22 protein-coding genes, 1 tRNA gene and 3 pseudogenes are annotated in these 25,262 nt (G+C 62.8%); 12 read left to right on the top strand and 14 right to left on the bottom strand.

Annotation, left to right across the window (positions count from 1 at the left end):
- Positions 1 to 25: 25 nt before the first annotated feature.
- The 3 genes and pseudogenes from ACFQJB_RS04780 to ACFQJB_RS04770 form a co-directional block, all read right to left on the bottom strand.
- Positions 26 to 829 carry a metallophosphoesterase gene (locus ACFQJB_RS04780; protein ID WP_379724553.1) on the bottom strand — a complete coding sequence of 268 codons (804 nt, stop codon included), beginning with the start codon at positions 827 to 829 and terminating at the stop codon, positions 26 to 28.
- Positions 829 to 2,681, bottom strand: a pseudogene (locus tag ACFQJB_RS04775) (hypothetical protein). Before ACFQJB_RS04775 ends, ACFQJB_RS04780 begins: the two are co-directional and overlap by 1 nt.
- Entirely contained in the window at positions 2,678 to 3,955 is a 1,278-nt protein-coding gene (locus ACFQJB_RS04770; RefSeq protein ID WP_379724550.1) for a Single-stranded DNA binding protein, read from the bottom strand. The pseudogene ACFQJB_RS04775 and the gene ACFQJB_RS04770 overlap by 4 nt, the downstream one beginning before the upstream one ends.
- A gap of 94 nt (positions 3,956 to 4,049) precedes the next feature.
- On the opposite strand from ACFQJB_RS04770, the gene ACFQJB_RS04765 reads away from it, so the two are divergent.
- On the top strand, positions 4,050 to 4,427 hold the full coding sequence (locus tag ACFQJB_RS04765) for a DUF7510 family protein (protein ID WP_379724548.1): 378 nt from the start codon (positions 4,050 to 4,052) through the stop codon (positions 4,425 to 4,427).
- Positions 4,428 to 4,498: 71 nt separating this feature from the next.
- Here ACFQJB_RS04765 and ACFQJB_RS04760 read toward each other — a convergent pair whose 3' ends face one another.
- Complete coding sequence (locus ACFQJB_RS04760; protein ID WP_379724545.1) at positions 4,499 to 5,545, bottom strand: glycosyltransferase family 4 protein; 1,047 nt, start codon at positions 5,543 to 5,545, stop codon at positions 4,499 to 4,501.
- A gap of 129 nt (positions 5,546 to 5,674) precedes the next feature.
- Between ACFQJB_RS04760 and ACFQJB_RS04755 the strand changes: the two genes are divergently transcribed.
- The 5 genes from ACFQJB_RS04755 to ACFQJB_RS04735 all read left to right on the top strand — a co-directional run bounded on the left by ACFQJB_RS04755 (position 5,675) and on the right by ACFQJB_RS04735 (position 9,288).
- Positions 5,675 to 5,839: a hypothetical protein gene (locus ACFQJB_RS04755; protein ID WP_165853290.1), complete on the top strand. Its 165-nt coding sequence runs from the start codon at positions 5,675 to 5,677 to the stop codon at positions 5,837 to 5,839.
- A 122-nt stretch (positions 5,840 to 5,961) separates the two neighbouring features.
- A complete protein-coding gene (locus ACFQJB_RS04750) occupies positions 5,962 to 6,825 on the top strand; it encodes a CheF family chemotaxis protein (RefSeq protein ID WP_379724542.1) in 864 nt (287 codons plus the stop codon).
- An 85-nt stretch (positions 6,826 to 6,910) separates the two neighbouring features.
- Positions 6,911 to 7,198 (top strand): amphi-Trp domain-containing protein, encoded by a 288-nt coding sequence (locus tag ACFQJB_RS04745; protein ID WP_379724539.1) that lies wholly within the window; start codon positions 6,911 to 6,913, stop codon positions 7,196 to 7,198.
- Positions 7,199 to 7,273: 75 nt separating this feature from the next.
- Positions 7,274 to 7,906: an ArsR/SmtB family transcription factor gene (locus ACFQJB_RS04740; RefSeq protein WP_379724536.1), complete on the top strand. Its 633-nt coding sequence runs from the start codon at positions 7,274 to 7,276 to the stop codon at positions 7,904 to 7,906.
- A gap of 443 nt (positions 7,907 to 8,349) precedes the next feature.
- Positions 8,350 to 9,288, top strand: a complete 939-nt coding sequence (locus ACFQJB_RS04735; RefSeq protein WP_379724533.1) for a DUF7544 domain-containing protein — start codon at positions 8,350 to 8,352, stop codon at positions 9,286 to 9,288.
- 45 nt (positions 9,289 to 9,333) lie between these two features.
- Here the strand turns inward: ACFQJB_RS04735 and ACFQJB_RS04730 are convergent, their stop codons facing one another.
- Both ACFQJB_RS04730 and ACFQJB_RS04725 read right to left on the bottom strand, forming a co-directional pair.
- Complete coding sequence (locus tag ACFQJB_RS04730; protein ID WP_379724531.1) at positions 9,334 to 10,305, bottom strand: hypothetical protein; 972 nt, start codon at positions 10,303 to 10,305, stop codon at positions 9,334 to 9,336.
- A 66-nt stretch (positions 10,306 to 10,371) separates the two neighbouring features.
- Entirely contained in the window at positions 10,372 to 10,782 is a 411-nt protein-coding gene (locus tag ACFQJB_RS04725; RefSeq protein WP_379724528.1) for a hypothetical protein, read from the bottom strand.
- Between the two features lie 200 nt (positions 10,783 to 10,982).
- Here ACFQJB_RS04725 and ACFQJB_RS04720 point away from each other — a divergent pair, with 200 nt between their 5' ends.
- The 4 genes and pseudogenes from ACFQJB_RS04720 to ACFQJB_RS04705 all read left to right on the top strand — a co-directional run.
- Positions 10,983 to 11,984, top strand: a complete 1,002-nt coding sequence (locus tag ACFQJB_RS04720; RefSeq protein WP_379724525.1) for a TAXI family TRAP transporter solute-binding subunit — start codon at positions 10,983 to 10,985, stop codon at positions 11,982 to 11,984.
- A gap of 139 nt (positions 11,985 to 12,123) precedes the next feature.
- Complete coding sequence (locus ACFQJB_RS04715) at positions 12,124 to 12,645, top strand: DUF1850 domain-containing protein (protein ID WP_379724522.1); 522 nt, start codon at positions 12,124 to 12,126, stop codon at positions 12,643 to 12,645.
- A complete protein-coding gene (locus ACFQJB_RS04710) occupies positions 12,642 to 15,359 on the top strand; it encodes a TRAP transporter permease (protein ID WP_379724519.1) in 2,718 nt (905 codons plus the stop codon). The genes ACFQJB_RS04715 and ACFQJB_RS04710 overlap by 4 nt, the downstream gene beginning before the upstream one ends.
- A gap of 36 nt (positions 15,360 to 15,395) precedes the next feature.
- A pseudogene (locus ACFQJB_RS04705) lies at positions 15,396 to 16,175 on the top strand (DUF4392 domain-containing protein); the annotation flags it as partial.
- A gap of 126 nt (positions 16,176 to 16,301) precedes the next feature.
- Here ACFQJB_RS04705 and ACFQJB_RS04700 read toward each other — a convergent pair.
- From ACFQJB_RS04700 to ACFQJB_RS04680, 5 genes are all read right to left on the bottom strand, one after another.
- Positions 16,302 to 16,373, bottom strand: a tRNA-Thr gene (locus tag ACFQJB_RS04700).
- A gap of 16 nt (positions 16,374 to 16,389) precedes the next feature.
- Positions 16,390 to 16,887: a GNAT family N-acetyltransferase gene (locus ACFQJB_RS04695; protein ID WP_379724515.1), complete on the bottom strand. Its 498-nt coding sequence runs from the start codon at positions 16,885 to 16,887 to the stop codon at positions 16,390 to 16,392.
- Positions 16,888 to 16,971: 84 nt separating this feature from the next.
- Entirely contained in the window at positions 16,972 to 17,286 is a 315-nt protein-coding gene (locus ACFQJB_RS04690) for a DUF5785 family protein (protein WP_120103041.1), read from the bottom strand.
- A gap of 104 nt (positions 17,287 to 17,390) precedes the next feature.
- A complete protein-coding gene (locus ACFQJB_RS04685) occupies positions 17,391 to 19,121 on the bottom strand; it encodes an efflux RND transporter permease subunit (protein WP_379724512.1) in 1,731 nt (576 codons plus the stop codon).
- Entirely contained in the window at positions 19,097 to 19,828 is a 732-nt protein-coding gene (locus tag ACFQJB_RS04680) for a hypothetical protein (RefSeq protein WP_379724509.1), read from the bottom strand. The genes ACFQJB_RS04685 and ACFQJB_RS04680 overlap by 25 nt, the downstream gene beginning before the upstream one ends.
- 163 nt (positions 19,829 to 19,991) lie before the next feature.
- On the opposite strand from ACFQJB_RS04680, the gene priS reads away from it, so the two are divergent.
- Together priS and ACFQJB_RS04670 are read left to right on the top strand one after the other, a co-directional pair.
- Positions 19,992 to 21,152, top strand: coding sequence for a DNA primase small subunit PriS (priS, locus tag ACFQJB_RS04675; RefSeq protein WP_379724506.1), 1,161 nt, complete (start codon positions 19,992 to 19,994; stop codon positions 21,150 to 21,152).
- Between the two features lie 571 nt (positions 21,153 to 21,723).
- A complete protein-coding gene (locus tag ACFQJB_RS04670; protein WP_379724503.1) occupies positions 21,724 to 22,458 on the top strand; it encodes a hypothetical protein in 735 nt (244 codons plus the stop codon).
- 114 nt (positions 22,459 to 22,572) lie between these two features.
- On the opposite strand, the gene idsA3 is transcribed toward ACFQJB_RS04670, so the two are convergent.
- The 3 genes and pseudogenes from idsA3 to ACFQJB_RS04655 form a co-directional block, all read right to left on the bottom strand.
- The gene (idsA3, locus tag ACFQJB_RS04665; protein ID WP_379724501.1) at positions 22,573 to 23,619 is read right to left on the bottom strand and encodes a geranylfarnesyl diphosphate synthase; all 1,047 of its coding nucleotides are present in this window, start codon (positions 23,617 to 23,619) and stop codon (positions 22,573 to 22,575) included.
- Positions 23,620 to 23,922: 303 nt separating this feature from the next.
- Positions 23,923 to 24,120 (bottom strand): DUF1918 domain-containing protein, encoded by a 198-nt coding sequence (locus ACFQJB_RS04660; protein ID WP_379724498.1) that lies wholly within the window; start codon positions 24,118 to 24,120, stop codon positions 23,923 to 23,925.
- Positions 24,121 to 24,163: 43 nt separating this feature from the next.
- Positions 24,164 to 25,242 (bottom strand): annotated as a pseudogene (locus ACFQJB_RS04655) (phytoene/squalene synthase family protein).
- Between the last annotated feature and the right edge of the window lie 20 nt (positions 25,243 to 25,262).

Below are 25,262 nucleotides of genomic sequence, written 5' to 3'. Positions count from 1 at the left end.
CCCACTGCTTGCCCCGCCCGGCGATTCACACGCTCCGATAAGCACCCAGTCGCGTTCCGTCCAGGAGGTAACTCTCGGCGTCCGGAATCGCCGCGGGGAGAAACGGCGCGAGAAAGCCCTGTTCCTCAACGTTGACCCACGTCCCACCGGAGCGCTCGTTGAACGCTGGAAACACAACCAGTTCCGGCGAATCACCAGCGTGATCTGGTGGGTCGCTGTCGTTTCGGTCTACCAGTGCTGCGGGATCAACACGGCCCCGGAGCCACGCCTGCTCGACGCGGTAGCCGCCGACGCTGTCCGCTAATTTGACCTGTGGATGTTCGTGACCCATACAGATCGTCGTCGCTGACAGTAACGCAGGATCTGGCCACGTGTGCCCGTGCACAACGCCCAGCGTTGCCGGTGGCTCACCAAGCACGCCGCCGCTGGCCGGCAGAATCGTCACGCCCTCGCGATCGCCGAACAGCGCCTCGATCTCGCCGTCATGATTCCCTGGTGCGATCGTGATCGCAACGTCACGGTCGACAACGACTGCCTCATAAAGCGCGTCGAGTTCCTCGCGTTCGACGCCCTCGGCCCCACCGATTCGATGGCCGAGATCGCCCAGCACGATCAGTCGGCTGGCGTCAGTATCGGCCAATAATGCGAGGACTCGCTGGCGACGCTCGGCGGCGTTGTTCGGCAGTTCGACGCCGCGCTCGTAGCGGAGGCCATCCTCGATGCCGGCGTGGTAGTCGGCGATGAGGAGGGCTCGCTCGTCGCCAAGCGAAGCAGTCGCCGCGGGTTCGCCGGGGATCGGCCCGACGAGTCGGCTGGGTGGCCGCGCCATCAGATCGGTTTGAGCGTGCCGTCGTCAGGCTCGTAACACCGACCACCCATCAGCGCGTCGTCGATGGCGTCCTCGACGGCCCCGACTTCGACACCGTGCTCGTCGACGACAGCTGCGACGACCGCCTCGCGGTCGGCCCCATCGCCGTCATCGAGGTCGCTCATCAGATCGACGGCCGCATCTTCGATATCAACATCTGCATCGCTGTCGGCTGTCGATGCATCCGATTCGGGGGCTCGTCAGTCGATGCCGCGGCATCGGCTGTCGCGTCGTCGCTGTCGTCGTCACCCCTGTCGTCGCTGCCGTCGCGCTCGACGGTATCCTCGAAGGAGCCGAGCGTGTCAGTGTCGTCAGTCGATGCTGTCGTCGTCGGCTCGGTATCAGCTGTGGGTTCGTCGGCTGCTTCGGCTTCGGCCGCGAGTTCGTCGGCGTCGGGGACGTCGATGTCGGCCTCGCCGGCCGGATCAACCTCGTTGCCGCTCGAAAAGTCCGCGCCGAACTCGGATTCCAACTCCTCGGCACGCTCCTCATCGAGTTGGTACATCTCTGGGTCGTCGGCCGCGTCGTCGGCGGTATCGTCGGGCTGATCCGACTCGCTGCTCGCTGGTGGCTCCGTGGCAGTGTCCGCAGTTGCCGACTGGGCGGTGTCAGGTTCCGTTGATGACTCCGTCTCCGTCGTCGTCGACGGCTCGGCTGCGGTCGACTCGGTCGCTGTGTCGGGCGTCGACGACTCGTCGCTTGTGGCGAGTGACGATTCGTCGCTCGCGGCGGTTGGGGTCGAATCATCAGGGGCTTCGGTCGGTGTCGCTGACGCAGGTGTATTCGCGCCTGTGGAGTCAGCTCCAGCATCCGCGGTCGCCGTTGTGTCAGGCGATTCGGTCGTCTGACTTGCCGGTGATTCGGATGACTCGGGTGTCACACTCGATGTCGAGTCGGACGACTCGGTCGTTGTGCTTGTCGTTTGGGCGGACGAGTCAGCCGATTCGCTTGCCGGATCAGTCGCCGCTGACGACGCCCCGGCTGTCGCCGGACTCGCCTCCTCGGACGTCGGTGCTGACTCGCTGGCCACACCAGCGAGATCGATGTCGACAGCAGGCAGCGAGCCGAGTGTTGCTTCGCCGCCCGCACCGGGTGCGACATCGACCGGGCGCACCTCGTCGCGCTCGTCGGCCACGACTTCGAGGGCGTCGACAGCACATTGCCGGATCGCTTCGAGGTACGCGGTCGTCGTCCCGTAGTGATCGATGGCGCGGGGGATGCCAGCCGCCAGCGACGCGTCGACGCCGGCGTCTGCCAACGCCGCCTCTAACGCATCGCCGGTACGTCCTGAATCGAGGGCTGCCGCAAAGACCGCAACCCGATCGAGGGTAGCCTCGGCGGCTGAGACCGTCCAGCGATCACGGGTGTCGGCGGTCACCTCGCTGAGGCTCTCGGGACGCACCGAGGTGAAGATCTGATCAGAGTCGTCGGGTTCGAAGGTGCGTGCCTTGCCGGTGATCGACACAAATGACGGTGCGTCCGCGCCATCGAGGAAGGCTTGCGCTTCGGGTTGATACTGGCCGGCGTAGGTGACAAACGCACCTGTCGGATCGACGATTCGGCCCCGAAGCGTGTCAGTATTCAGCCGCTCAACCTCGGTCAGCACGCCGACGGCAAAGAGCCGGTTGACCCGCAGGCCGGTCGGTGTGACGACGTAGTTAGGGGCGCGTTCCTCGTCGCTTTCGGAATACGAGAGGGTGGCGTCATCGAACTCGGTCGCAAACAGCCGGTAGGCGACCTCTCGGGTGCCCGGCCCCGAGTCGCCGCCGGTGGTGTCGTCGGCGTCGCCGGTGTCGTCGGTGTTTGCGCTCATCCGTGCACCTCCGCGAGGACGGCTTTGGCACGCGCAGCCGGATCAGTGTCGTCAGCCGCGAAGTCCTCAACCGTGAGATTCGCGCCGTACTCATCGATCGAGAGGCTGCCACGGACGCGGTAGCTATCACCGACCAGTTCCTCGCGGATCGTCTCGGCGACAACCTCCTTGTCCATCGCGTCACGGGCGGCCTCCTTGGCGTCAGCCACGTCGCCGCCATAGATCGCTTCGGTCAGCTCCGAGCCGATGATCGCGGTCACGGTCGCGGTGCCGTCATCGAGGATCGCCTTGATCCGGAGATCATCCTCGCCGTCGACGGTGCCGTGTACCCGACACTGGTCATTTTGGATCGCGCGGCCACACTCCGGACAGCGTTCGATCAGTCCGGATCCGTCACGCACCTCCAAGACGTTAGCGACGACCTCGACATCGAAGAGCCCGCCGCTGTCGACAGCTTCAGCAAGCGAGAGTTGCGGCGCGTCGTCGGTGACAGCCACCGACTCCGCGAGTGGTGTCACCGTCGCAAACTCGGAAACGTTGATCGACGGTGAGCCGCGGTATTCCCGGACGTACACGTCCTCGATCCGGCAACTGGCACCGGCGTCGATCTCGGGATGTGGATCCCAGTCGGTAAACGGGAGGCGTGCGGTCTCGTCGGCAACGACGCCCGAGAGGATCTCGGTTTCGCCGTTGCGACCGTCGATCGTGCGGGTTTCGACCTCCTGGATCTGCACTTCGATATTGCGGCCGCGGTCGCCCGGCGAGAGCTCGATCAGGTCGCTGTCGCCGCCGATCTCGGCAGCCGTCTCGACTGGCTCCTCGGCCATCGCGACCGACGTTGACGAGCCGAGATTGAGTTCAGGATTACCCTCCCACTCCCGAACACCGGCGTTGCCGACGACCAGCGAGTCGCCGGCCTCGAAGCCGAAATCCTGCCAGGCGGTGTAGGAGATTGTCCCGGTTTCGTCGCCGAAGCGACCCTCGCGGATCGTCTGTTCTTCGCCTTGATACTGGATTGTCCGAGTGCCGACGGTCAACACACGGACGCTGACGGTGACGTTGTTTTGACCGGGAGCGATCTCGTTGAGCGCGACCGATTCCGGCTGGGCAGCGTCGCCACCACCCTCGCCGCCACCGTGTTTCCGCCGGATGCTCTGTTTGGCTTCCTCCAGCGGGACACTGTACTGCAGCAGCGATTCCAGATCCTCTTTGACCTCCTGTTTGTCAACGCCGAGAGCGGAGGCAAGCTCTTCGGCAGGTGTGTCTACGTCCATCACACGGAGCTTCGGCGGCCCGGGATAAAAACTATTGCCGCGCCGACAGCCGACCCGGGGAACTGCTAAGTGGCTTCCCTCACCACAGAGAGATATGAGCGAAGCCGCAGCCGAACTGCCGACCGTAGAGTACACCACCCGCATCGAAGATGGCCAGACGATTATCGATGTGACCGGCGAGACAGAGGTCGCCTTTATCGTCCAGTCGGACGGCGGCGAACGCATCTACTTCCCGCCGGAGGATATGGACGAAAAGCCGGCCGGCGACCCCGACAGCCCGTATCAACCGAGCGATAGCCCCTACGAAGCCGACAGCCCCTATCAGCCAGCCGACGCCGACAGCCCGTATCAACCAAGCGAAGAAGAAGAGGAGACAAGCACGCGTGGGGTGACCGAGACTCGAACCGGCTTCAAGATCACGCATCCCGAGCCGGCACGTGAGATCACCGTTGTCCGTCGCACCGAAGTCTAACGGTTCACTGCGTATTTTGAAGAGAGATAGAGAGACCAGACGGCACCACAAACCAGGGTGCTGCGGATCGGTTACTCCAAGGCGTCGCTGTAGACCGCGAGCAGGTCGTCGGCGACCTCGTCCCACGTTCGCGGCTCGTACTCCGGCGGCCCTTCTCGGGCCAGTGCTTCCTTGATGCCCTCGGCGATCGAATCGGAGTGTGTCGTCACCTCAACCAGACAGCCATCGGGCAGCGTTTCGCGGACACCGCTTGGGGTGGCGACAACCTGTGAGCCAGCCGCCAGCGCCTCGGTGATCGTCAGGCCGAACGGCTCGGCACGGGACGGCGAGATGAACACGTCGGCGGCTTCGTAGTAGTCACCGAGTTCTTCCTCAGGGATGTAGCCCGCAAACTGAACGCGGTCGTCGATGCCGAGCAGCTCGGTGAACATCTTGAGGTGTTCGGTCTGATGGCCGGAGCCCCCAAGCACGAGCGTCGCGTCGGTCTCACCCAGCTTTCGCATCGCATACAGCAGGTGGGTGATCCCCTTCTGGTCGGTGTGGCGACCGACGAAAAACAGCATGGGGCCGTCGATCCCGAGTTCACTCTTGATGTCGACGCCGCTGGGTTCGACCGAGGTAAACCCGTTGTGGACGACATGGGAGTCCGCGCCGTAGAGCTCTAAGACGTCTTGGCGGACGATGTCGCTGACCGAGATCAACACGTCGGATTGGTCGGCGACGCGCTGTTCGGTTTCGACCTCTCGCTCCGGTGGGTTGATATTGCGATCCGGCGACAGCGAGTGGAACGACGACACCCACGTGGCGTCGGTTTCGCGTTTAGCGCGCAGTCCCGGGCCATACCCGAACCAATCGTTGGTGTGGGCGATATCGACCGTGTCGGCGAGTTCAACGAATTTGTCGCCCATGCGGCCGACCCGGGAGATGATATCGCCGTCGCCGGTGTCGACGCTGTAGATGTTGTCGTAATCGTCAGGGGCGTACTCCGCGGGAAGCAGCAGTTTCTGCTCGATGCCCTTCCGCTCGAAGGCATGGAACACTTCAGCGACGTAGGTGTCGAGACCGCCGGTCACGTTCGGTGGGAATCCCCAGCCCAGTGTGAGTACGCTCGGAGCCATATCAGTCCAGTCCACCCACCACCACTTAGGGGTTGGCCATAGGGCGATCCGTTCGCGGGGGACACCAGTCGATGATCGCGGCCGTCGGATGACCGATATCTTAACAGTCGGCAGGCCAAACTGCACCGTATGAGCCTCGAAATCGAGCAGTACTGTCCGGAGTGTGAGACCGAACAGACGTTTTACCGCACGGCGAGTACGACGCTGCATCTCGGTGAGAAAACAAAGTGGGCCTGTGAGGACTGCGGCTATGCCTTTGCGAGGGTCGGCGACATCACGACGCTGCCGGCCTGATCGAGTCACTGCACGCCCATCGAACCAGCGTCGCCGTCACGATGGCGACACGGCTAAGACACGTCCGCCCGTACAGATCGCTATGGGCAGGGCTGGCAGGTCATCGGGAGTGAGCGCGGGCTATGGCTGACGAGGAGTACCAGATAGCCGATGCCACAGGCCGGTTCACGATCGCGGTCAAAGACGGCCGCAAGCTCAACAACATCTCTTGGGAGAACGGCCGGATCCTGCTGTCGAACAAACGGCTCATTCTCGCGGGCAACGATGGCAAACGCACGATCAGACTCTCGGATGTCACGGGGCTCTCGGGACGGGAAGACGCCACCCAGTCGATCGCCGCGCTGTCGAACTATCTGAGCGTCAAGGTCGGCGACGACGTGATCATCATCGCTCCCAACGACCATGAGGCGTTCAAGACCGCCTTTTTTACCGCGATGCTCGGGGAAACGGTCATCAAGGCCAAACATCCGGCTGTCGAAGGCGGGGTCGTCCAAGACAGTCCATGGGAGAAAGCTCGCCTCGCTGTTGAACCCGAATCCCTGCTGGTCACCTTAGAGAGTGGCACGCTCGTCGAGTTGGAGCTCGATGAGATCAGCGAGATCGACACCGAACAGCGAACCGTCGACGGCGGGAAGCGAACGGTCATCGAGGTCTCACACGTAGAGGGGACAACGAACGTCGAAACGCATCTCACCGGCACAACACGAACCTGCATCTTCGCTCAGGCGTTTCTCAAAGAGGGAGAGCGACGCAGCGAAACAAACGTTGATCTTGCGCCCGCCGAGGAAGAGGTGCTGATGGCATTGTATTCGGGTGTGTCACCGTTTAGCATCCCGGAGTTCATCGACCAAGATGTCGAGACGGTTGAGGAAACCTTTGAGAAGCTGATCGAACTCGATATCGTCGATAAGGTGCGGGAACGACGGGAAGTGACGCTCAACTCACGCGGGCGCAACATCGCCAGCGAGGCGATGGGCGACCAATAAGGGAGATTGCGGGCTGCTGTCACGGTATGTGTACCTGAGTCAGTTGACAGGTGTGTTTATAATGGCTCCCGGCCAAGGGTACGATATGCCAGAGGAAGTGCTCTTCAGTTCGGAACAGCAGTACAGCCGCGAGGAGGTCGCTACGTACCTCCACAATGTCGCCGACAAACTCGCAGCCGGCGAGGCGATCACGCTCAGTTCCGGTTCGGAGTCAACGACGATGGATCCACCGGCGCGGCCAACCTTTGAGGTCAAAGCCGAGCGAGAGGGGCCGGCGGCGGGCCCAGCCGAGTTGAGCATCGAGTTTGAACTTGAGTGGGACGAAGGTGACAGCGGAAGCGAGAGCTCCGACAGCGAGTTGCGGATCGAGTGAGTCGGCTGTCAGCACTACAATCCTGATTTGAGTCTGGAACGCACGCAAATAGTTCGGCTGTGAAGCCACGCCACAATGGCCGATTTCATCGAGCGACTCCAACAACGATCGAGTGAGCCGACCCAGCAGCCTCGCATCATGGAGATGGACGACGAGGGTGCCGATGAGGTGCTGTCAGCGTTGTCGCCGACCACACGTCGCCGTGTTTACCGGGCCCTGTTTACCGAGCCACAGACCACCTCCGAACTCGCCGAAAGCGTCGACACCTCGATCCAAAACGTCCAGTATCACTTAGAGACACTCCAAGACGCCGGTCTCGTCGAACCGGTCGAGACAGTCTACTCCGGGAAAGGCAACGAGATGACCGTTTTCGCGCCTGCCAGCGATCCGCTGGTTTTCGTTGGCGACGCGGATCGACTGCCGGCGATCAAAGAATCGCTCCACCACGTCGTCGGCGGATTGGCCGTGTTGGGTGTGGCGAGTCTCCTCGTGCAGTGGCTCGTTACGCGTGAGTTCGCGGTGCGCCCGCAGGCCCGCGAGGCTACGACGATGACAGCCACCGAGGATGCGGCGATGGAAGCGGCCGCCGAAGCAAGTACCGACCCAACGCTCCAGTGGCTCATTATCGAGGTGCTTGAACCTGGACTGGTGTTTTTTGTTGGCGGCCTTGTTGTGGCCGCACTCGTCGTATGGTTCCGCCGAGCATGAGCGACGGCGGCGTGTGATTTGGCAGTGGCTTCGCGCTGTGAAATCCGCCATCGCGGTTTATCTGGATTGTCTACGCAGGGTCACTCGTGCAACGACGCTGCCCTCCACGACAGACCGGCTGCGACAGCCTAGTCGCTACCGGTGACTGCAAGGCAACCTCCCATCGACTGACGATGGTCGATCGTAACGATTCACAGAAAGCAACCATCCACAACGACGCAGGGTCAACACCCGACCACCGTGACGCCCGACCGGAGGCCAGCGATGGCGACAACTGACCGCCTCCAAGCGGCTGGCGGCACCACAAAGCGATACCTCGCGGCCCTCGGCATCAGCGGGTGGCTCACACTCGGTGTCGTCGTGCTCCTGTTTTCGATCGGTGCGGGGGTCGGGATGAACACGCTCGGTGTCCTTACCCCTGAGCAGCCAGTGGAATCAGTCAATTGGCAACAAACCACTGGCCCACTGCTATCGCACTCCTGCTTGTCGGTGTCGTCGGATACGTGGCCGCCGTTGCCGAGTTTGTCTTTGTCGCCTCGCTGCGCTCCGGGCGGCTCCCGGTACGATCATACGTCAGAGCAAATCTCCGGCGGGCCGGCTGGCTGATGGCGTTTCGTGCGGCTCTCATCCTCGGTGCAATCGCAGTCGTCGCGGCGGTGGTCGCCGCAACTGTTGGGATCACGCAGCCGCCAGCAGCCGGAGAGCTGACCGACAGCGATATCCTCCTCATCGGAGTGACCGCAGCCGTGGCGGCCGTCGGCTGGCTCGTCACCAGTACGCTGACCAACGCCTTTGTCGTGCCGATCATGCAGTACGAACATCGCGGCCCACTCGGTGCGTGGCGGCGGTTCACCCGCGCGATCAGCGGCCACTGGACGGCCGTGGCCGTATTTCTGCTCGTTGCCGTCGTGATCAGTATGGTGGTCGGCGTCGCGCTGTTCATACTGAGCTTCTTCGCGATGACCATCGGTGGCTTGCTGTTGGTCGGCGGTGGCGTCCTTGTCACCGAGAGCGTTCCCGCACTCGAACCGGTTGTAGCGGCCGGGGTCATCGCCGGCTATCTTGGCTACCGGTATGTGGTATCACTGATACGGGCTCCCGTCCGGAGCTACCTGCGGTACTACGCGCTGTTGCTCCTTGGTGACGTGGAGCCGTCGTTGGCGATGATCACCGACGACCTAACCGGCGGAAGCGATACAACCGAAGGAAGCAGTGCGGGCACAGCCGTCGTTGAAACCGAACCTGACGACGGAGCCGACAACAGCAATCCTGGCGACGACACGGCCGATAGCAATGCTGGTGGTGACGAAACAGCCACCAAGCCTCAGGTTGGCGACGACGACGAAACCACCGCTGACGACGAGACAGCTACCACCGAGTAACTCGGGTGTAGCACTGAACCACACACCGACTACAGCCAGCGCGGCCTACAGTTCCTCGACGGGTTGAATCCGGTCAGCGAACTCGGACATCCGGACGAAATCGATCGTCACCCAGTAGTCGGTGCCATCGTAGCGCGTGAGCCACTCGGCTTCCGAGTCATACTGGGTAAACAGCGCCGGCTGGCGCACGAACTGCTCGGCGACACCCTCGAAGACACCGTCGTCCACGTCGTCAAAGCCACCCTTGTAGAAGGAGCCCTCCTCGATGACCATCTCGAAAAACTCACGTTCAGCATCGTTGAGCCCGGTCAGCGGAAACCGGTGGGCCGATCGAAGCTCCCGGCCGAACGCCGCTAGCGACGACGCCCGTTCGGTCGCGGTGTAGGCAAAGACGTCAAGCTTGACGGTGACCGGTTCGACCGTCACCGTCACCGGGTAGCCGTTAACCTCAATGGTATCATACGCTGGCTCGGGCACCAACGCTGACGCCTCGCGGTCAGCCGGTGGATACCACGCCTGCCGCTCGAAGAGCTCCGGGAGGCCGGCGGTTTCGTTTGCCTCTTCGATCTGGCCGATAACGCGTGGAAGCGGGGTCAGCCGTTCCTGATCGACAGCCGGCAGTTCGTCGAAGCTGATCTCGGGGGCATAGTCGCTGTCAGCGTCGTGGATGGTCACCGAGAGGAGATACTCGGTGCGCTGTTGTTGTCTGCCGGTGGCATTCCAGTTGAGATCGTAGACCGTGCCGTTGTATCGAACCGGCCGATCGGGTTGATACGGTGGGTTCCCGCGGTCGTTCCGGCTGGTGCGGTTCGTGCCGCCGGCGACGGTTTCAGCGACCAACTCGGCTGTCTCAGCATCACGGCTGTCCGGTGCTGTCGTCGCCTGCGTTGCGATGTCGGTAGCGGCGGGAACCGATTCAACATACATCACCGCATCGGGATCGGCACAGCCAGCCAGGCCGGCGGTTAGTCCGGCCGCACAGCCGGCCAACAGCTTACGTCTGGACAGGGAGGGCATAGCCGACGGACGCGTCGCCACCGACATAGGTCTGTGGGCGTGTTTCCGAGGCTGAAACACGGTCGCTCAGCCCGCGTCATCAGATTCGTCGGCGAAGGCAGTAAGGGCAGCTTGATCGTCGGTCGCGTCGTCAGTCGCGTTGGTGTCGGTCGCCGCAGCTTCGGTGCCGGTACCCTGACCGCTGACCCGAACCGGCGTTGGCTCGTCGCCGTCGGCGATCGTGGCCATCACTGACTCCGCGGTGGCGACGGCCTCGTCGCGGGTGACAGCCTCAGCAAAGATCGGATAGCGCGGCCCGTAGCCAGCCAGCCCCTTCACCGTCCACGACTCAACGGCTTCGGGGTCGGCTGAAGCGGGTGTAGGCTCGGTCGGCCGAACGAGCAGTGAGCGGCCATCCGGACGGTACAGTAGGCTGAGATGTGTTGGCTGGGAAGTGCTGACAAGCCAGCCCGAGGGGCAGGTTGGGGGCATCGACATAGATGCGTTGTCTCGGGCGGAGGGCTCAAAGACATCGGTTCACGCCGACGCAGCGTCGGATGCTGGGAGCGTCGCCCCTGACACCATCGTCACACGTTCGGGCGCGGGTGAACGTATGAACGCGTTGTACGAGTTCGATATATCGTTTTGCCGGACTGTTGGGTGATATTTATATGTCCATGATAAATATAGACATTCGTATGCCAACAGATCAAACACGACGGCGGTTCATTGCAACGACTGGTATCGCAAGTGTCGCGGCCTTAGCCGGCTGTGCAGGTAACGGCGACGGCGGCGATGGCGGCGACGGCAGCGAAGAAGACGGTGGCGATGGCGGCGGCGGCACCGCCAACCGGCTGAGCTGGCACGCCGGCGGCACCGGCGGGACGTATTTCCCGCTGTCTAACGAGATCAAGACGATCGTCGAGGCAAACACGGACTTCTCGCTGAACGTCCAGTCGACGGGCGCCAGCGTTGAGAACGTCGGCAGCCTCTCGGATGGCTCAGCGGACTTCGCGCTCATCCAAAACGACATCGCCTCCTTCGCGAAAAACGGCACCGGGATCGATGCCTTCGAGGGGAGTCCGATCGAGTCACTGCAGGGTGTCGCCACGCTGTATCCGGAAACGATCACGCTCGTCACGTTGGCCGGCAACGACATCTCGACGATCGACGACCTCAGCGGCGCGACGATCAACACCGGCGACCTCGGCTCGGGGACACAGGTTAACGCCAACCAGATTCTCGAATCCGCGGGCATCAGCGACTACAACGAGCAGAACGCCGGCTTCTCGCAGGCCTCCGAACAGCTCGCCAACGGCGACATCGACGCGGCGTTCGTCGTCGGCGGCTGGCCGGTCGGTGCGATCGAGGATCTCGCCAACACCAACGATGTCCAGATCGTTCCCATCGACGGCGAGGTTCGAGAGACCGTCAAATCCGACGCCTCGTGGTTCGCCGACGACACCATCCCCGGTGGCACCTACAGCGGCGTCGAGGAAGATGTCGAAACCGTCGCCGTCCAGGCGATGATCGCCACCCACAGCGGCGTCGACGCCGACACTGTCGAGACGGTCACCGCGGCCATCTTCGACAACCTCGATGAGCTGACGATCAAGACTGACTTCATCACGGTCGACAGCGCCCAAGATGGCATGTCGATCGAGCTCAACGACGGCGCGGCAGCGTACTTCGACGCCTAAGTGCACGCCCGCGGTGGCGACGCCGCCGCTGCGGTCGACTGCTGTCGCCGCGACTGATCGACCGAGCATCGCTGTCGACGGGCAACTGACTATCGATAGCGGTGCTCGAAAAACGACGGAACCCATGTGACAACGCAGAGTGGTTACCAAACGATTCACAGCACTGCGTCAGGGCGTCTCCGGGCGATGGTGGCTCCTCGCTGTCCTCGTAGCCGCGGTGCTCGGGGCCGGACTTGTCGGGACGCTGCCAGCCGAGCGTGTCCTGATCGTCGAGGATATCGACACCGGCGAGCAGTACCTCTCAGAGCCGGTCGACAACGAGAGTATCGTGGCCCTCGAATACACCCACAGCGTCGAGAAATCCCGCGTCTACGACCGGTATCACGTCGAGGGAACGACGCTGGTCAACACCCGCATGGAGTTCGAATCCTACGGCTGGGGGTTGCCCGCCCGTGTTAACGTCACGAACGTCAACGGGACGCTTGTGTACGCCCCCGAGGAACCGATCACCAAACTTGAGGAGTTGTTGGTGTCACCTGGCCGCGTCGCCGACCATACATTGATAATCGATGGCACACGACATGACCTCGTTGCCGTGAGCGACACCCGGGACGTCCGTCTCCACATCGAACGACGATCTCTCATCGAGCACATCCTATGAGCACATCCACACCCGCCGACGGCGGCGACGAATCGGAGCAAGAACTCTCACAAGCGGAGGCCGACGAGCTGATCGACGAGATCGAACGGCGGCGATCGTTACAAGGCATCGCCGCCGTCGCCGTCGCAGCCATCGGCATCCTGTTTTCGCTGTTCCAACTGTTCCTTGCCGCACGGAGTTTCACCTTCGTCGTCCCGCTGCCGTTCGTTGAAAACTTTCAGGTCTCCCTGCAGTTGCTACAGGCGAATGCCGTCCACGTCGCCTTCGCGCTCGTCATCACCTTCCTGCTGTTTCCATCAAGCACCGGCGATGGGATCGTCGTCCGGAACCTGGGCCGTATCGTCCCCGCGCTGGCCGACGCTATCGGCGAACAGAATCCACTCACGCGGGCGGCAGCCATCCTGCGGCGTGGCTTCCGGTGGGCCTTCGTCGACCCCGAGATGGAACGGGTCACCGCCTTCGACATCGCCTGCATTATCGGGGCGGTGTTGTCAGCGTTTTACTTCCTGACGGAGTTCGCCGAGATCCAGAATATGCGGGTCTTCGGGATCGACTCCGGGCGGCCGGTGACGGCGATCTACACGTTCCTCCAGCCGCTTTTCGGCGGTGTTCCCTTTGTCAGCGAATACTCCTATGCGATGGCCCTCGGCGTGATCGGCATCCTGCTCGTCTTGGAGGCGACCCGGCGAACACTCGGCCTGCCGCTCATGCTGATCGTGGCGAGTTTCATCGTCTACGCGCGGTGGGGCTACCTCATCAGCGGCAACACGCCGTTTCTTGGCCTGCTGGCGATCCCGGAGCTAACGTGGCCAGATATCATTCAAAATCTGTGGTATAACACTGAAAACGGCGTCTTCGGAATCCCGGTGACCGTCTCGGTGAGCTTTATCTACATCTTCATTCTCTTTGGCTCGTTCCTCGAAATGAGCGGTGCGGGTCAGTGGTTCATTGATCTGGCCTACGCTGCGACCGGCCAACGCAAAGGCGGCCCGGCGAAGGCGAGTATTCTGGCCAGTGGCTTCATGGGGACAATCTCGGGGTCGTCGATCGCCAACACCGTGACGACCGGTGCGTTCACGATCCCCTTGATGAAGCGATCAGGATACTCCCCGGAGTTCTCCGGGGCTGTTGAGGCCTCAGCCTCCTCGGGTGGGCAGATCCTCCCGCCGGTGATGGGCGCGGCCGCGTTCCTGATGGTGCAGTACACCGCAACACCGTTTGCGGATATCATCATCCTCGCGACGATCCCAGCGATCGTTTTCTTCTTCGGCGTCTGGGTGATGGTTCACCTCAAGGCTGTTCAGGAGGGCATCGGCGGGCTTGAAGAAGAGACAGTGTCGATGGGCGAGCACCTCAAACGAGGCTGGTTTTACCTTGTGCCGATCGGCCTGCTGTTGTACTACCTTATCATCGAACGGCTGTCGGTCTCTCGGTCAGCGTGGTTCACGTTGGTTGCGCTCGTCGCGTTGGTCGCCCTCGTCTCAGCGTACAGCAAAGAGACACGTGGGCGACTCCTCGGCGTCCTCATCGCTGTCGTCGCCGCTGAGTTGGCGAGTTTCACGCTCGCCGGTGTGCCGGTTACCGGACTACTCGGAGGGGCCACCGCGGGCATTCCACTCGGTGAGGCCGCAGGGATTGTCGGCTCCCGACTCGGCTGGTATATGATGATCGCGGGGGCGGTCACACTGGTCTCGAAGCCGGATCTCGATGCGTCGCTGCTCAACCTTAATCCGAAGGTCACCGAAACGACGACGATGCTCTCGGAGAAGACCGGACGTGATCTCGACACCCAGCCGGCCCGCCTCGGTGCGTTCATCGTCAAATCAATGGACGAGGGAGCCCGCACCGCGGTGCCGGTCGTCATCGCAGTCGCCGCCGCCGGTATCATCCCCGGCGTCATCAGTGTCTCTGGACTTGGGCCGAATCTCACCTCCCTGCTGCTCGCGCTGTCGGGTGGCTCGATTGTTATCATGCTCCTCGTGACTGCTGTCGCCAGCATCATCCTCGGGATGGGGATGCCGACAACCGTGACCTACATCATCCTCATCTCGATGTTGGCGAGTCCGCTCGTCGAGTTCGGGATTCCGCTGTTGGCGGCCCACCTCTTCATCCTGTACTTTGGCGTGATCGCCGACATCACGCCGCCGGTGGCGGTGGCGGCCTACGCGGCCAGCGGCGTCGCCAAATCCGATCCCTTCGAGACCGGCGTCAAGGCGTTCTCGCTGTCGTTGAACAAGGCGGTTGTCCCCTTCGCGTTCGTGCTCGCCCCGGGGATCGTCCTGCTGCGAAAGAAAGCCAACGCCGCCGAGTTGCCGATCCGCGATCAGTACCGCGTTATCGGCCTCAACGATCTGGCCGAGCTATCCTACTCAGTGCCGGAGATTCTCATCCCGGTGATCGGCGTCTTCCTTGGGGTGATCGCCCTCGGGGCAACCGTGATCGGGACACTCTACACCCGTGTTGGTGCGGCCGGTCGGGCTGGCTTCGCGCTCAGTTCGCTGCTGTTGATGGCCCCACGGCTCATCTCCGAGAGCGTCTTCGATCTGCTGGGGCTGGTCGGGGTGAACATCTCGGTGAATGCGTTGCTGTTGGATCTGACACTCCGCACGGTCGGCTTTGGGATCTTCGCCGCCCTCGTCGTGCGGAACCGGCGGAAACGCGATGACGAGCCAGACAGCGATGACAACCTCACTGCCGCCAGCGCGTCGAACTGACACCGACGCCGCTACGTTTAGCACGCTGTAGCCCCGATGTCGACTATGTTTGCGGCACTCGATGATCTCCTTCGGTTTGACCCCGGCGAGCGTGGCATCGGAGCGCTACACGCTGCCGCGACCCACGACACACCGCCGGTCGAAGCCGCCGCACGAACGCTCCGAGAGGTGGCAACTGCGGGCGACGCTGTGTTGTTGACGACGGGGTTCCCGATCCCACCGGATTGGCAGCCGGAAACTGACGGCCCGCCAGGGACGGTTGTGCTGGCACGCGCGCTCAAGGAACTCGGTGCCCAGCCGGTGATCGTCGCCGAGCCACGGGTAGAGGCACCGATCGATGCGGCTGCTGAGGTGTGTGGGCTTGCTACCCTGCCGTTCGAGCCGATACCACCGGACGCAACGACGACAGCGACCAGCGAAGCACTCATCGATCGCTACGAGCCGGGGGCTGTCATCGCTATCGAACGGTCAGGGGAGACGGCAGACCACACCTATCGAAGCATGACAGGCACCGACATCACAGCCCACGTCGCGCCGATGGATCCACTGTTTTCGCTGGCGCGTGAGCGAGAGATCCCAACGATCGCGGTCGGCGACGGCGGCAATGAGATCGGGATGGGTCGGATTCGGTCGACCGTCGAAGCTGAAATCGAGCACGGCGAACAGATTGCCGCCACCACCGCCGTCGACCACCTTGTCGTCGCTGGCGTCTCAAACTGGGGTGCCTATGCGATCGTTGCCGCGCTCGAACACCTGACCGGCCAAGCGCGGCTGCACGAGCCATCGACCGAACGGGAGCTACTGGCAGCCTGCTGTGCCGCCGGCTGCGTTGATGGCCGTGCGGGCGTCGCAGAACGATGGGTTGACGGTCTCAGCGACGGCAATGCACGAACACGTTGTTGGGCTGTTTGGGGAACTCTCAGGCCACGAACGGACAGAAACGGAAAGCTGGACAGGGATTTGAACCCCGGAAGTCTCGATTACAAGTCGAGTGCATGAACCGCCCATGCTCTCCTAGCGCAGTCGGTAGTTACGGGTCATCCTTTGAGTGTGTATCGTTTTCGATCCGTTTTCGCAGCTCGATCCGATGGGGATCGTAGCCGCGATGATCATAAAATTCTCTGGCGGCCTCATTTGCGGTCAACACCTCAAGCGAAACTGTCGCCGCGCCGCGGTCGGCCAACGCCCGCTCGGCGGCCGCCAACAGTCGGGTTCCGATCCCTTCGTTTCGCGCGGATGGCCGAACATAGAGCGTGGTGATCGTCCCGGTCGGCTCGGTTTGGCTGTAGGTGCCGGCATCGACATGGAACATGACGAACCCCCGGACGCCGTCCTCGCGGGCGACATAGACGCCATCGGTGACGACATGGCGGGCGATCGTCTCGGTCGCCGACGTTCGGTTTGGCTCGGCCTCCAGTCGTGAGCCATGCTGTTGTTGATCGGCCGCCAACGCGACCCAACAGTCAGCGATCGCATCGATGTCGTCGACTGTGGCGAGTTCGATAGTAACTGCGTCGTCAGTACTCACAGGACGCCTCCATGGGCTGATACGTGAAGGACAGTCAAGAGTGTTGGCCGTCGTGGGACAGCCAGCGGAGCGGGGAGCGATCGCTCACCGCGTGCGGGTGAACTGATCGGCGCCTTCGTAAAACCAGAGATCGTTGTCCCGCATCGCGGTGCCGACCTTCTTGTGCATCGTCATAATGTCGTCAAACTCCGTTGCCTCAACGTGCTCGAAGATGTCCCGGAGCGGCACGACAGTCTCGTGGTCGATCCGGATGGGATCGTCACCGTACTCGGAGACGAACGACTCGACATCGAGTGGGAAATCGTCCTCCTCGTCGACCTTCTTGGCGATCACGGCGTGGCCGTAAACGCGGCGGCCTTCGCTACCCTGCTCGCCGTCGGGATCGTGTGGCCAGTCCATGTCGTGAAATGGCAAGCAGGGGAAGTTAGTCTTACGCTCCGGCGGCCGCGACGGTCAGTCAGTCGTCGTCGACTCGGCGGTGTCGGTGCCGGTGATCGCCTCGATCACCGGGAGCCGAACCCCTCACCTTCGGTGAGTCGGGCCCAGACGACGATCGTCGACGGCAACACGAGAATCGACGACAGGAACGCATACAGCACGCTCAGCGAGATCAGGATGCCGAACGCGCCGAGAGCGGGGTTGAGCGCCAGTACCAACACACCGATCCCGAAGACGGTAGTGAGCATGCTCCCGGTGAGCGCGCCGCCAGTACCGACAACCGTCCGTTGGAGGGCGGGATACAGTGGTTGCTCGTGGTACTCGTCGGCAAACCGGTGGACGACGTGTACCGCGTAGTCGATGCCGATCCCGACGGCGATCGCCAGAATCGTCCCGTTGATCGCGTTGAACGCCAGCCCAACGGCCCGCATCGAGGCGACAAGCGCGACGACGGTGACGAAGATCGGGACGATATTCACCAGCCCCAGCGATGGCCGCCCCTCGATCACCCAGTATGCGAACACGAGAAAGCCAGATGCACCGACGAGCGTGAGGATGAGGCTCTGGATGACCGACTCAAGCACCAGCGAGAGGGCCTCATCGAAGATGATGACGCTGCCGGTCGGCTGGGCGGTCGTCCGGAACCGATCGGCGACAGCGTAGGCGTCGTCGGTGACCACGTCGTCTTCGGCGTCGCCGTCAACGGTGTAGATCACCTGCGCGCTCCGGCGATCCTCGCCGAGGAAGCCGCTGAGGTCGCTATCGTCGGTTGACAGGGCGTCGTAGATCTGCGGCAGATTGTCGTCAGGGATACCGTTGTCGTTGCGGTCGTTCCGATTGACGAGTGCGCGGAACTCGGGGTCACGCTCGGCGCGATCCTCGATAACCGTGATAATGCTTCGAGCTTCGGCCTGCCGGCGCTCCTCGCGAAACGTCTCCGGTGGCGACTGACTGGCACGATAGATCTCCTCAAGCGCGGAATCCCGCGTCATCGGCCCCTCAACGTACATCAGCACCTGACTATCCTGCTGGTAGTTGCGGTCGAGATAGTTGTTGATGCGGACGTACTCAAACTCCTCGGGCGGCCGAATCGATTCGGGGAGATACTGGAGGTACTCGGGGGTTTCCTCGGCGGGCTGGAAATCATCCGGGCTAAAGCCCGTATCGACGCCGGTCGCATACACGCCACCAGCCGCGGTCGCAACCAGAATCAACAGCAGAAAGACCAGTGGCCCGCGTTTTGAGACGATGACACCGACCGACAACAGCCGGCCGAGCAGTGATCGCTCGGAGCCAAGCGGCGTGGTTGCAAACGTCGGGATCGGATACCGCTGGCGGGCGCGGTCGACGGTCACCTTCAGTGCGGGAACAAACACGCCGAAAATGAGGAAGGTGAAGATGATCCCAACGGCAGCGACGATCCCGAAATCCTGTGTCGGGGGAAACGCGCTGACGACGTTTGAGAGAAAGCCGATCGCGGAGGTGCCGACGACGATGGCAAAGGCGACCGACATCTGGTCGGTCGTTCGCATCATCGATTCCGAGATGCCAAGTCCGGTCACCCGCTCCTCACGGTAGCGGTTGATCGAGTGGATCCCAAAGTCGATGCCGATCGCGATGAGGATCGGCGGCACCGCGATCAACAGAACGGCAAAGGGGATGCCGACATAGCCGATAAACCCGAACGTCCACAGCAGCGTCATGATGATCGCCAACAGCCCGATCCCGATATCAACTGGATCGCGGTAGGCGACCGCCAGAAACACGATAATCAACAGCAGTGCAGCCGGCAACACGACGCTCGTGGTCGTCCCGGTCGTATCTGGGGGTGTTCCCTGTACCCAGATATTTGAGGCGTCATCAGTGACGACACTTTTGATACGATCGACTTTGTTCGGGGGTACTCCGAGCCGCCACCGGGGCCGCCGCCGGAACCCTCACCGGGGCCAGCGAGGTGACTGACGCTCCCTCGACTCGACGTTGCCGACGCCGACTGGCGGTTGAAATCGTCGCTCAGACTGGACGTAAAGCCAGCATCGTCGGCAGCGGCTTCCCGAACAGCCGCATCGATCTGTGTCGGCGTCGCGCGTTCGACCGCCCGCAGGTGTGCCGCAGGCGTCGTCGCATTCGGGTTCAGCGTCTCGGCGACGGTCACGGCCGGTGTCGACACTGATTCAACCCGGAGTGAGTTGGTGTTGATAATTCGTTCTCGCGTCGCCAACATGTCCGTCAGCGCGCCTTTCGAGAGGACGTTTGTCGACGCTTGGACGAGCGTCGTACTCGTCGTCACCTCGCTGAATGACGCGCTGAAATCCTCGTTGATATCCTCGACCGCCTGGAAGGAGGGCAGATCCTCGATGAACTGCTCTTGGCCGCTTTCGGTCGTAATCGACCCAAGCCCACCGACAAACAGCACGGTCACCAGCAGAAACGCAAGGATGACCGTCTTTGATCGGTTGACGATAATCGAATCAACCCGATCGATCAGCCACTGGTACTCCATCTAAATCTGTTTACTGTTTCTTCCGGCGGCGACCGGATAAGGATGTCTTCTCGCGTGGTCGTTGTCGGCGAGCGACATATAACACCCACGGCCCTGTTTCAGCCCGCGAAACAACCCGGAAACGACAACGTCTATGAGGCGGCCCTGACTACCGCCGGACAGCATGGACGAACGCACACGGGAGTATCTCCGCGGCCGGTTTGCCGACTACTACCGGGCGGCGGAGATACCGCTGCCACCGGCGGCCAACGAACGCGAGTGGGGGCATATCCCGTGGACACCGGGGTCGGGAACGACGATGGTACGCCACCAGTCACAGTTGGATCTCGGCGACATCGGCGAGTTTCTGACCCGCACCGCGCCGCGACACGTCTACTTCTCGGCGGCGCGCTACGACGATCCGGGGGCGAGCACGATGGGCGCAAAAGGGTGGCGCGGCGCGGATCTCATCTTCGACCTCGACGCCGATCACCTCCCGAGCGTCGACCCGGCCGAAACGAGCTACAAGGAGATGCTGGCAGCCTGCAAGGACGCCCTCCAACGACTGCTCTCCTTTCTCGAAGCCGACTTTGGATTCACCGATCTTCGGATCGTCTTCTCGGGTGGTCGCGGCTATCACGTCCACGTGCGTACCGACTCGATCCAGTCGCTGGACAGCGACGCACGCGGAGAGATTGTCGACTACGTTCGCGGTCGCGACCTCGACACCGATGGGCTCATCCGCACCGCCTCGGCGGGCGGCGCAACACAGCGGTTGCTCCGCACCGAAGGTGGGTGGGGGCGGCGCGTCCACGACGAGCTGCGATCGTTGACAACGGAGCTCCGGGAACTCCCAGAGACCGACGCCCTCGACCGACTCACCAGCTTTGACGGGATCGGCGAGGGACGGGCAGAGACGATCTTCGGCGCGCTGGCGGCCAACCCACAGGCGATCGAGCGCGGCAACATGGAGGCCGGCGGGCCGGGGATTCGGCTGTTGGCCGACGCCTTGGCCGACCGCGTCGTCGACAAACATGCCGCGCCGATCGACGAGCCGGTGACGACCGATACCCACCGCCTGATCCGACTGCCGGGGTCGCTGCACGGCGGCAGCGGGCTGGTCGTCACGCCGATCGACCGCGAGAATCTCGACAGCTTCGAGCCGTTGGTCGATGCGGTGCCTGAGCGATTCACCACTCAAGACATTGCGATCGAGGTCGAGGAACCCACGGAAGTGGCCCTTGGTGGCGACACGATTAAGTTGAACCCCGGTGTGCATTCAGTACCGGAATCAGTCGCCGTCTTCCTGATGACGCGCGGCGACGCAGCCAAGGCCCCAGCATGAATCTCGACGAACTCCGCTCCGTACAGTCCAAAGAACGGCGGAAAGACAGTCTCCAACAGCTGCGGGACTCGTTTTATCAGGATGTCGCGGCCTACATTCAGGATCTGCGCGCCGAGCGCGACCGCCGCGCCGAACAGGTCGACAACCCCTTCAGCGATGATGAGGTGCGGCAGCTCTCGGATAAACTCGATACCGCCGAAGAGGTCGCCGAAGCCCTCTATGAGCGACGCGTCGGCAAGGTCGTCAAGCTCGCCTCGTTTGCGGCCGCCGATATGTCCGCCAGCGAGGAGGGGATGACGATCGAAGAACAGGAACTGTTCGACGACCTCGTCGACCGGATCAAACGGAACAAGGCGTCCGTTCTCGATGTGCTGGCCGGCGAACAAACCGCTGACAATTCGCCAGCAACCGAATCCACCGACTCGCCGGTATCCACACCGACCGAGTCGACACCACCAGCGGAATCACCGGCGACAGCAACCGATGACCCGACAACGATCGGCGGCGCAGACCCCCACGATGGGGGTCGCCACCGACGCCACCGGAAGCCGACGCCGAGGCCGACGATGTCTTGGCCAACGCGATGGGCGGGGCGGCCGAAGCCAAGTCGGGAGAAACAGAGCAACCACCGGCCGGAGAGCCTGCCAGCGACACCGAGTACGAGGGTGGCAGCGATGCCGCTCTCGGTGACACAACGCCGACTGACACCACCGACGGCGACGACGGTGTCCCGACGCCTGACGGCGGGAGCACAGTGGGATCCACACAGCCCAGCGACACACCACCGACACAGCCAACGCCCTCGTCGCCGGGCAACTCTGAATCAGGTGCGTCGCCATCGCAAGCACCGCAGCCCGAGTCAACCGAGCCGACGACCGGATCGACGGCACCACCCGAATCAGACACGACAACCGGCACGGGGATGGCGACCCCAGACGGCGAGTCGGCAGCGACCGAGCCGGCGGTACCCGAATCACCGTCGACCGAATCGGCTCAGACTGAATCGACTCCAACGGGAACGACAGCCACAGCCGCGATGGCAGAACCGGAACCCGCGGCTGAGTCGACGGCCAATGAATCAGCGACCCAGCAATCGACCCAACAGGAACCCGACGCGACGACCGAACCGGTCGCTGCAGCCGCCGATACAACGCCGCGGACAGTGGTGCGGATCACCGACGATGTCGGGACGATCTTCGGGGTCGACGAACGCGAATACACGCTGCAAGCGGAGGATGTCGTGACGCTGCCCACCACCAACGCCGAGGTACTGCTCCAACAGGACGCCGCGACGAAACTTGAGTAGGGCTCGACACAGTAGTACTGCCACCGTTCTCAGCCAACGCAGGAGGAGCAACGTCGTCGATTACTGACTCGGTGGGCCGGGTCGAATTCCCTCGTACGCAGCATAAACAGCGTCTCAGTAGCCGCGGTCGATCAGATAGTCAGCGATATCTTCTAACAGCCCACGGGCGTCGTTGTCGGGAAGTACCGAGAGCCGATTCTTGCTGCGCTCGGTGAGCTCGGTGGCTTTCTTGCGGGCGTGATCGATGCTGCCAGCGGCCTCAAGCTCGGCGACCGCCGCATCGATCTCAGCCTCGGTGACTGCGTCGACGCTGTCGGTATCGAGGAGATTGTCGACATCGACACCCTGCTGGCGGGCATGCAGCGTGATCAACGTCTCTTTGTCCTCGACGAGATCCGAGCCGCGCTGTTTGCCCAGCTTCTCGCTTGGCACGGTGAGATCCAACACGTCGTCTTGGATCTGGAAGGCCTGTCCGGACTCGATGCCGTACTGGTACATCGCCTCAACCACTTCATCGTCGGCACCCAGAAGCTCGGCCGGAACGGCTGCGGAGGCCCCGTAGAGGACGGCCGTTTTGTGTTCGACCATCTCCAGATACTCCTCCGGCAGCAGGTCGTTTCGGGTTTCGAAGGCGATATCGAGGGCCTGACCCTCACAGATCTTCGTACAGGTCGAGGAGAGCAACCGCATCGCTGCCAACGCGTTGGCCGGGTCGCCGCCGGTGTCGGCCATGATCTCGAAGGCCGAGGAGTACAGCGTGTCGCCGGCCAGGATCGCCGTCGAGGTATCGTACTCGTTGTGCACCGCGGGCACGCCCCGCCGGAGGTCGTCATCGTCCATGATATCGTCGTGGATCAGCGTAAACGACTGGATGACCTCCAGCGACACCGCTGCCCGCATCAGATCGATCTCAGCACCGGCCAGCGTCGGAAATGCTCGATAGTCTCGGCTGGCTGGCTCGACATCGGCAAGGGCTTCACCGGCCAGCAGCGTGACTGTCGGTCGAAGTCGCTTTCCGCCGGCTTTCAGGAGGTATCGGGAGGCCTCATACAGCCGTTCCGGCGTTTTCAGCGGGAGTTCCTCGTCGATGGCCTGGTTGATGCGGCTGCGCCGCTCGTCGATCGCCGCCAATACCCGTGATTCAGTCGTGTTTGAGGTCATTAGGTCACCAGTTAGATTCGTTCCCAGTGGCGCTGCAGTGGCGCGCTCGGCCGCGTTCGGAACACCCCCGCTGATCGAAGCCCGCAACAGCGAGCCCCGCATAGACAGGTGTCAGCCGTCGGGTGGTCGCCTCGTGCCCGTCAGTTGGTGAGCGGTGAATATCCATCGTTATACCGCGTGGGCTACCCCGACGGCCGGACGCACCGTGTCGCCGCGGCCGCCGCAGTGCCGAACGACCGAGCCAGCGTTGCCGGTTCGGTGGTATCGATCCGTTGTGCGTGTGGTACTAAAAACTCCGTGGCTTCAGGCGTCGTCAGCCTCAGCGTCGGCGGCCGCCAGATCATCCTCTGGGACGCCCGTTTCCTGGCCGTCCTCGAAGCTGATCGTATAGGTTGCATCGCCAAACATGTTCTCGACGACCTGGGTGATCGTCCCCGTCTCGCCGTCGTAGTCGCTGTGTTTGTCGTCCAGCACCACGGTATCGTCTTTCTCGAAACTCATACCTGACGTTCCCGGAGCATCGACAAAAGCGCGTGGATTTGGACTAGTCGGCGTTGGAGACCGCGGTATGGTACGGCTGGGCAGCGATCAGCTCGCGAAGCTCACGTAGGGAGTCGCCACCCTCGCCGTGCATTGCGGTCATCACCGCGCCGACCTCCTGTCTGGAGATCTTCACACCGCGGTCGGTGAGGGCATCCTCCGGGCGGCTTCGAAGCTCACGAAGCGTCCCAACCGCAAGCAGGAAGGGAACCCCCACGCCGCCATGGTGTTACCGTGTCGCAGCGGCATCGCCTGCAGGTAGCGTTCGGCATCATCAAGGAACGACCGGGCGTGGCTGACGGTGCGGCTGACGACGGTCGCCGCCTCTTCGCGGTTGTCAGGGTCGACGACGGCATCCTGGTCGACGCCTTCCTCTGCGAGCCATTCGGCCGGCAGATAGACGTTGTTCTCCTCGGTGTAATCGTCGTAGACATCCTTCGAGATGTTGACCAACTGCAACAGCAGGCCGAAGTCGACGGCCGTGTCGTACAGTTGCTGGCGGCGGTCGGCGGCGATCTCGCCGCGGGTCAACAGGTTCGTGATGAGCGTCCCGACGGTGCCGGCGGCGTAGTAGCAGTACTCTTCGAGTTCCTCGCCGTCGTCGATCCGGAGCCCACCGCTGTCGGCATGTCGCTCGACGAACATCGCCATCCCGTCGATCAGTTCGCGTACCGGCGGGATGATCGCCTCTTGAACATCATCGGGAAGTTCCTCAAAGGCGGCGGCGATGCGAGGTGCTTCGTCAACGACAATCCAGTCATCTGACTGCTCCTCGCGGGGCGGCAGCCACTCATCGACGGCCGAGCGGAACGTGTCGATATCGGTGTCGGTCTCGGGGTCGATCGCCGCATCGTAGGTGCGGAGGAGGTCGGCCTGTGGGCCAGGTGGAATGTGGTTTGCGTCCTCGATCGTGTCGGCGACACGACAGAGGAGATACCCCAGGCAGATGTGTGTCGACATGGGCTCGTCCAACGCGTCGATCGTCAGCGCGAACGTTCGGGAGACCCCTTGTACCGCCTCGTGGCACCACGCGAGGTCGGCTTCGGGATCGACGCCGGGAGGACGGGATTCGTGATCCGTCATTCAAGTATCCATCCGTAGGG

The sequence above is a fragment of the Halonotius sp. GCM10025705 genome (assembly GCF_042662885.1).
Taxonomy (GTDB): Archaea; Halobacteriota; Halobacteria; order Halobacteriales; family Haloferacaceae; genus Halonotius; species Halonotius aquaticus.
This window is presented reverse-complemented; position numbering and strand designations above follow the sequence as displayed.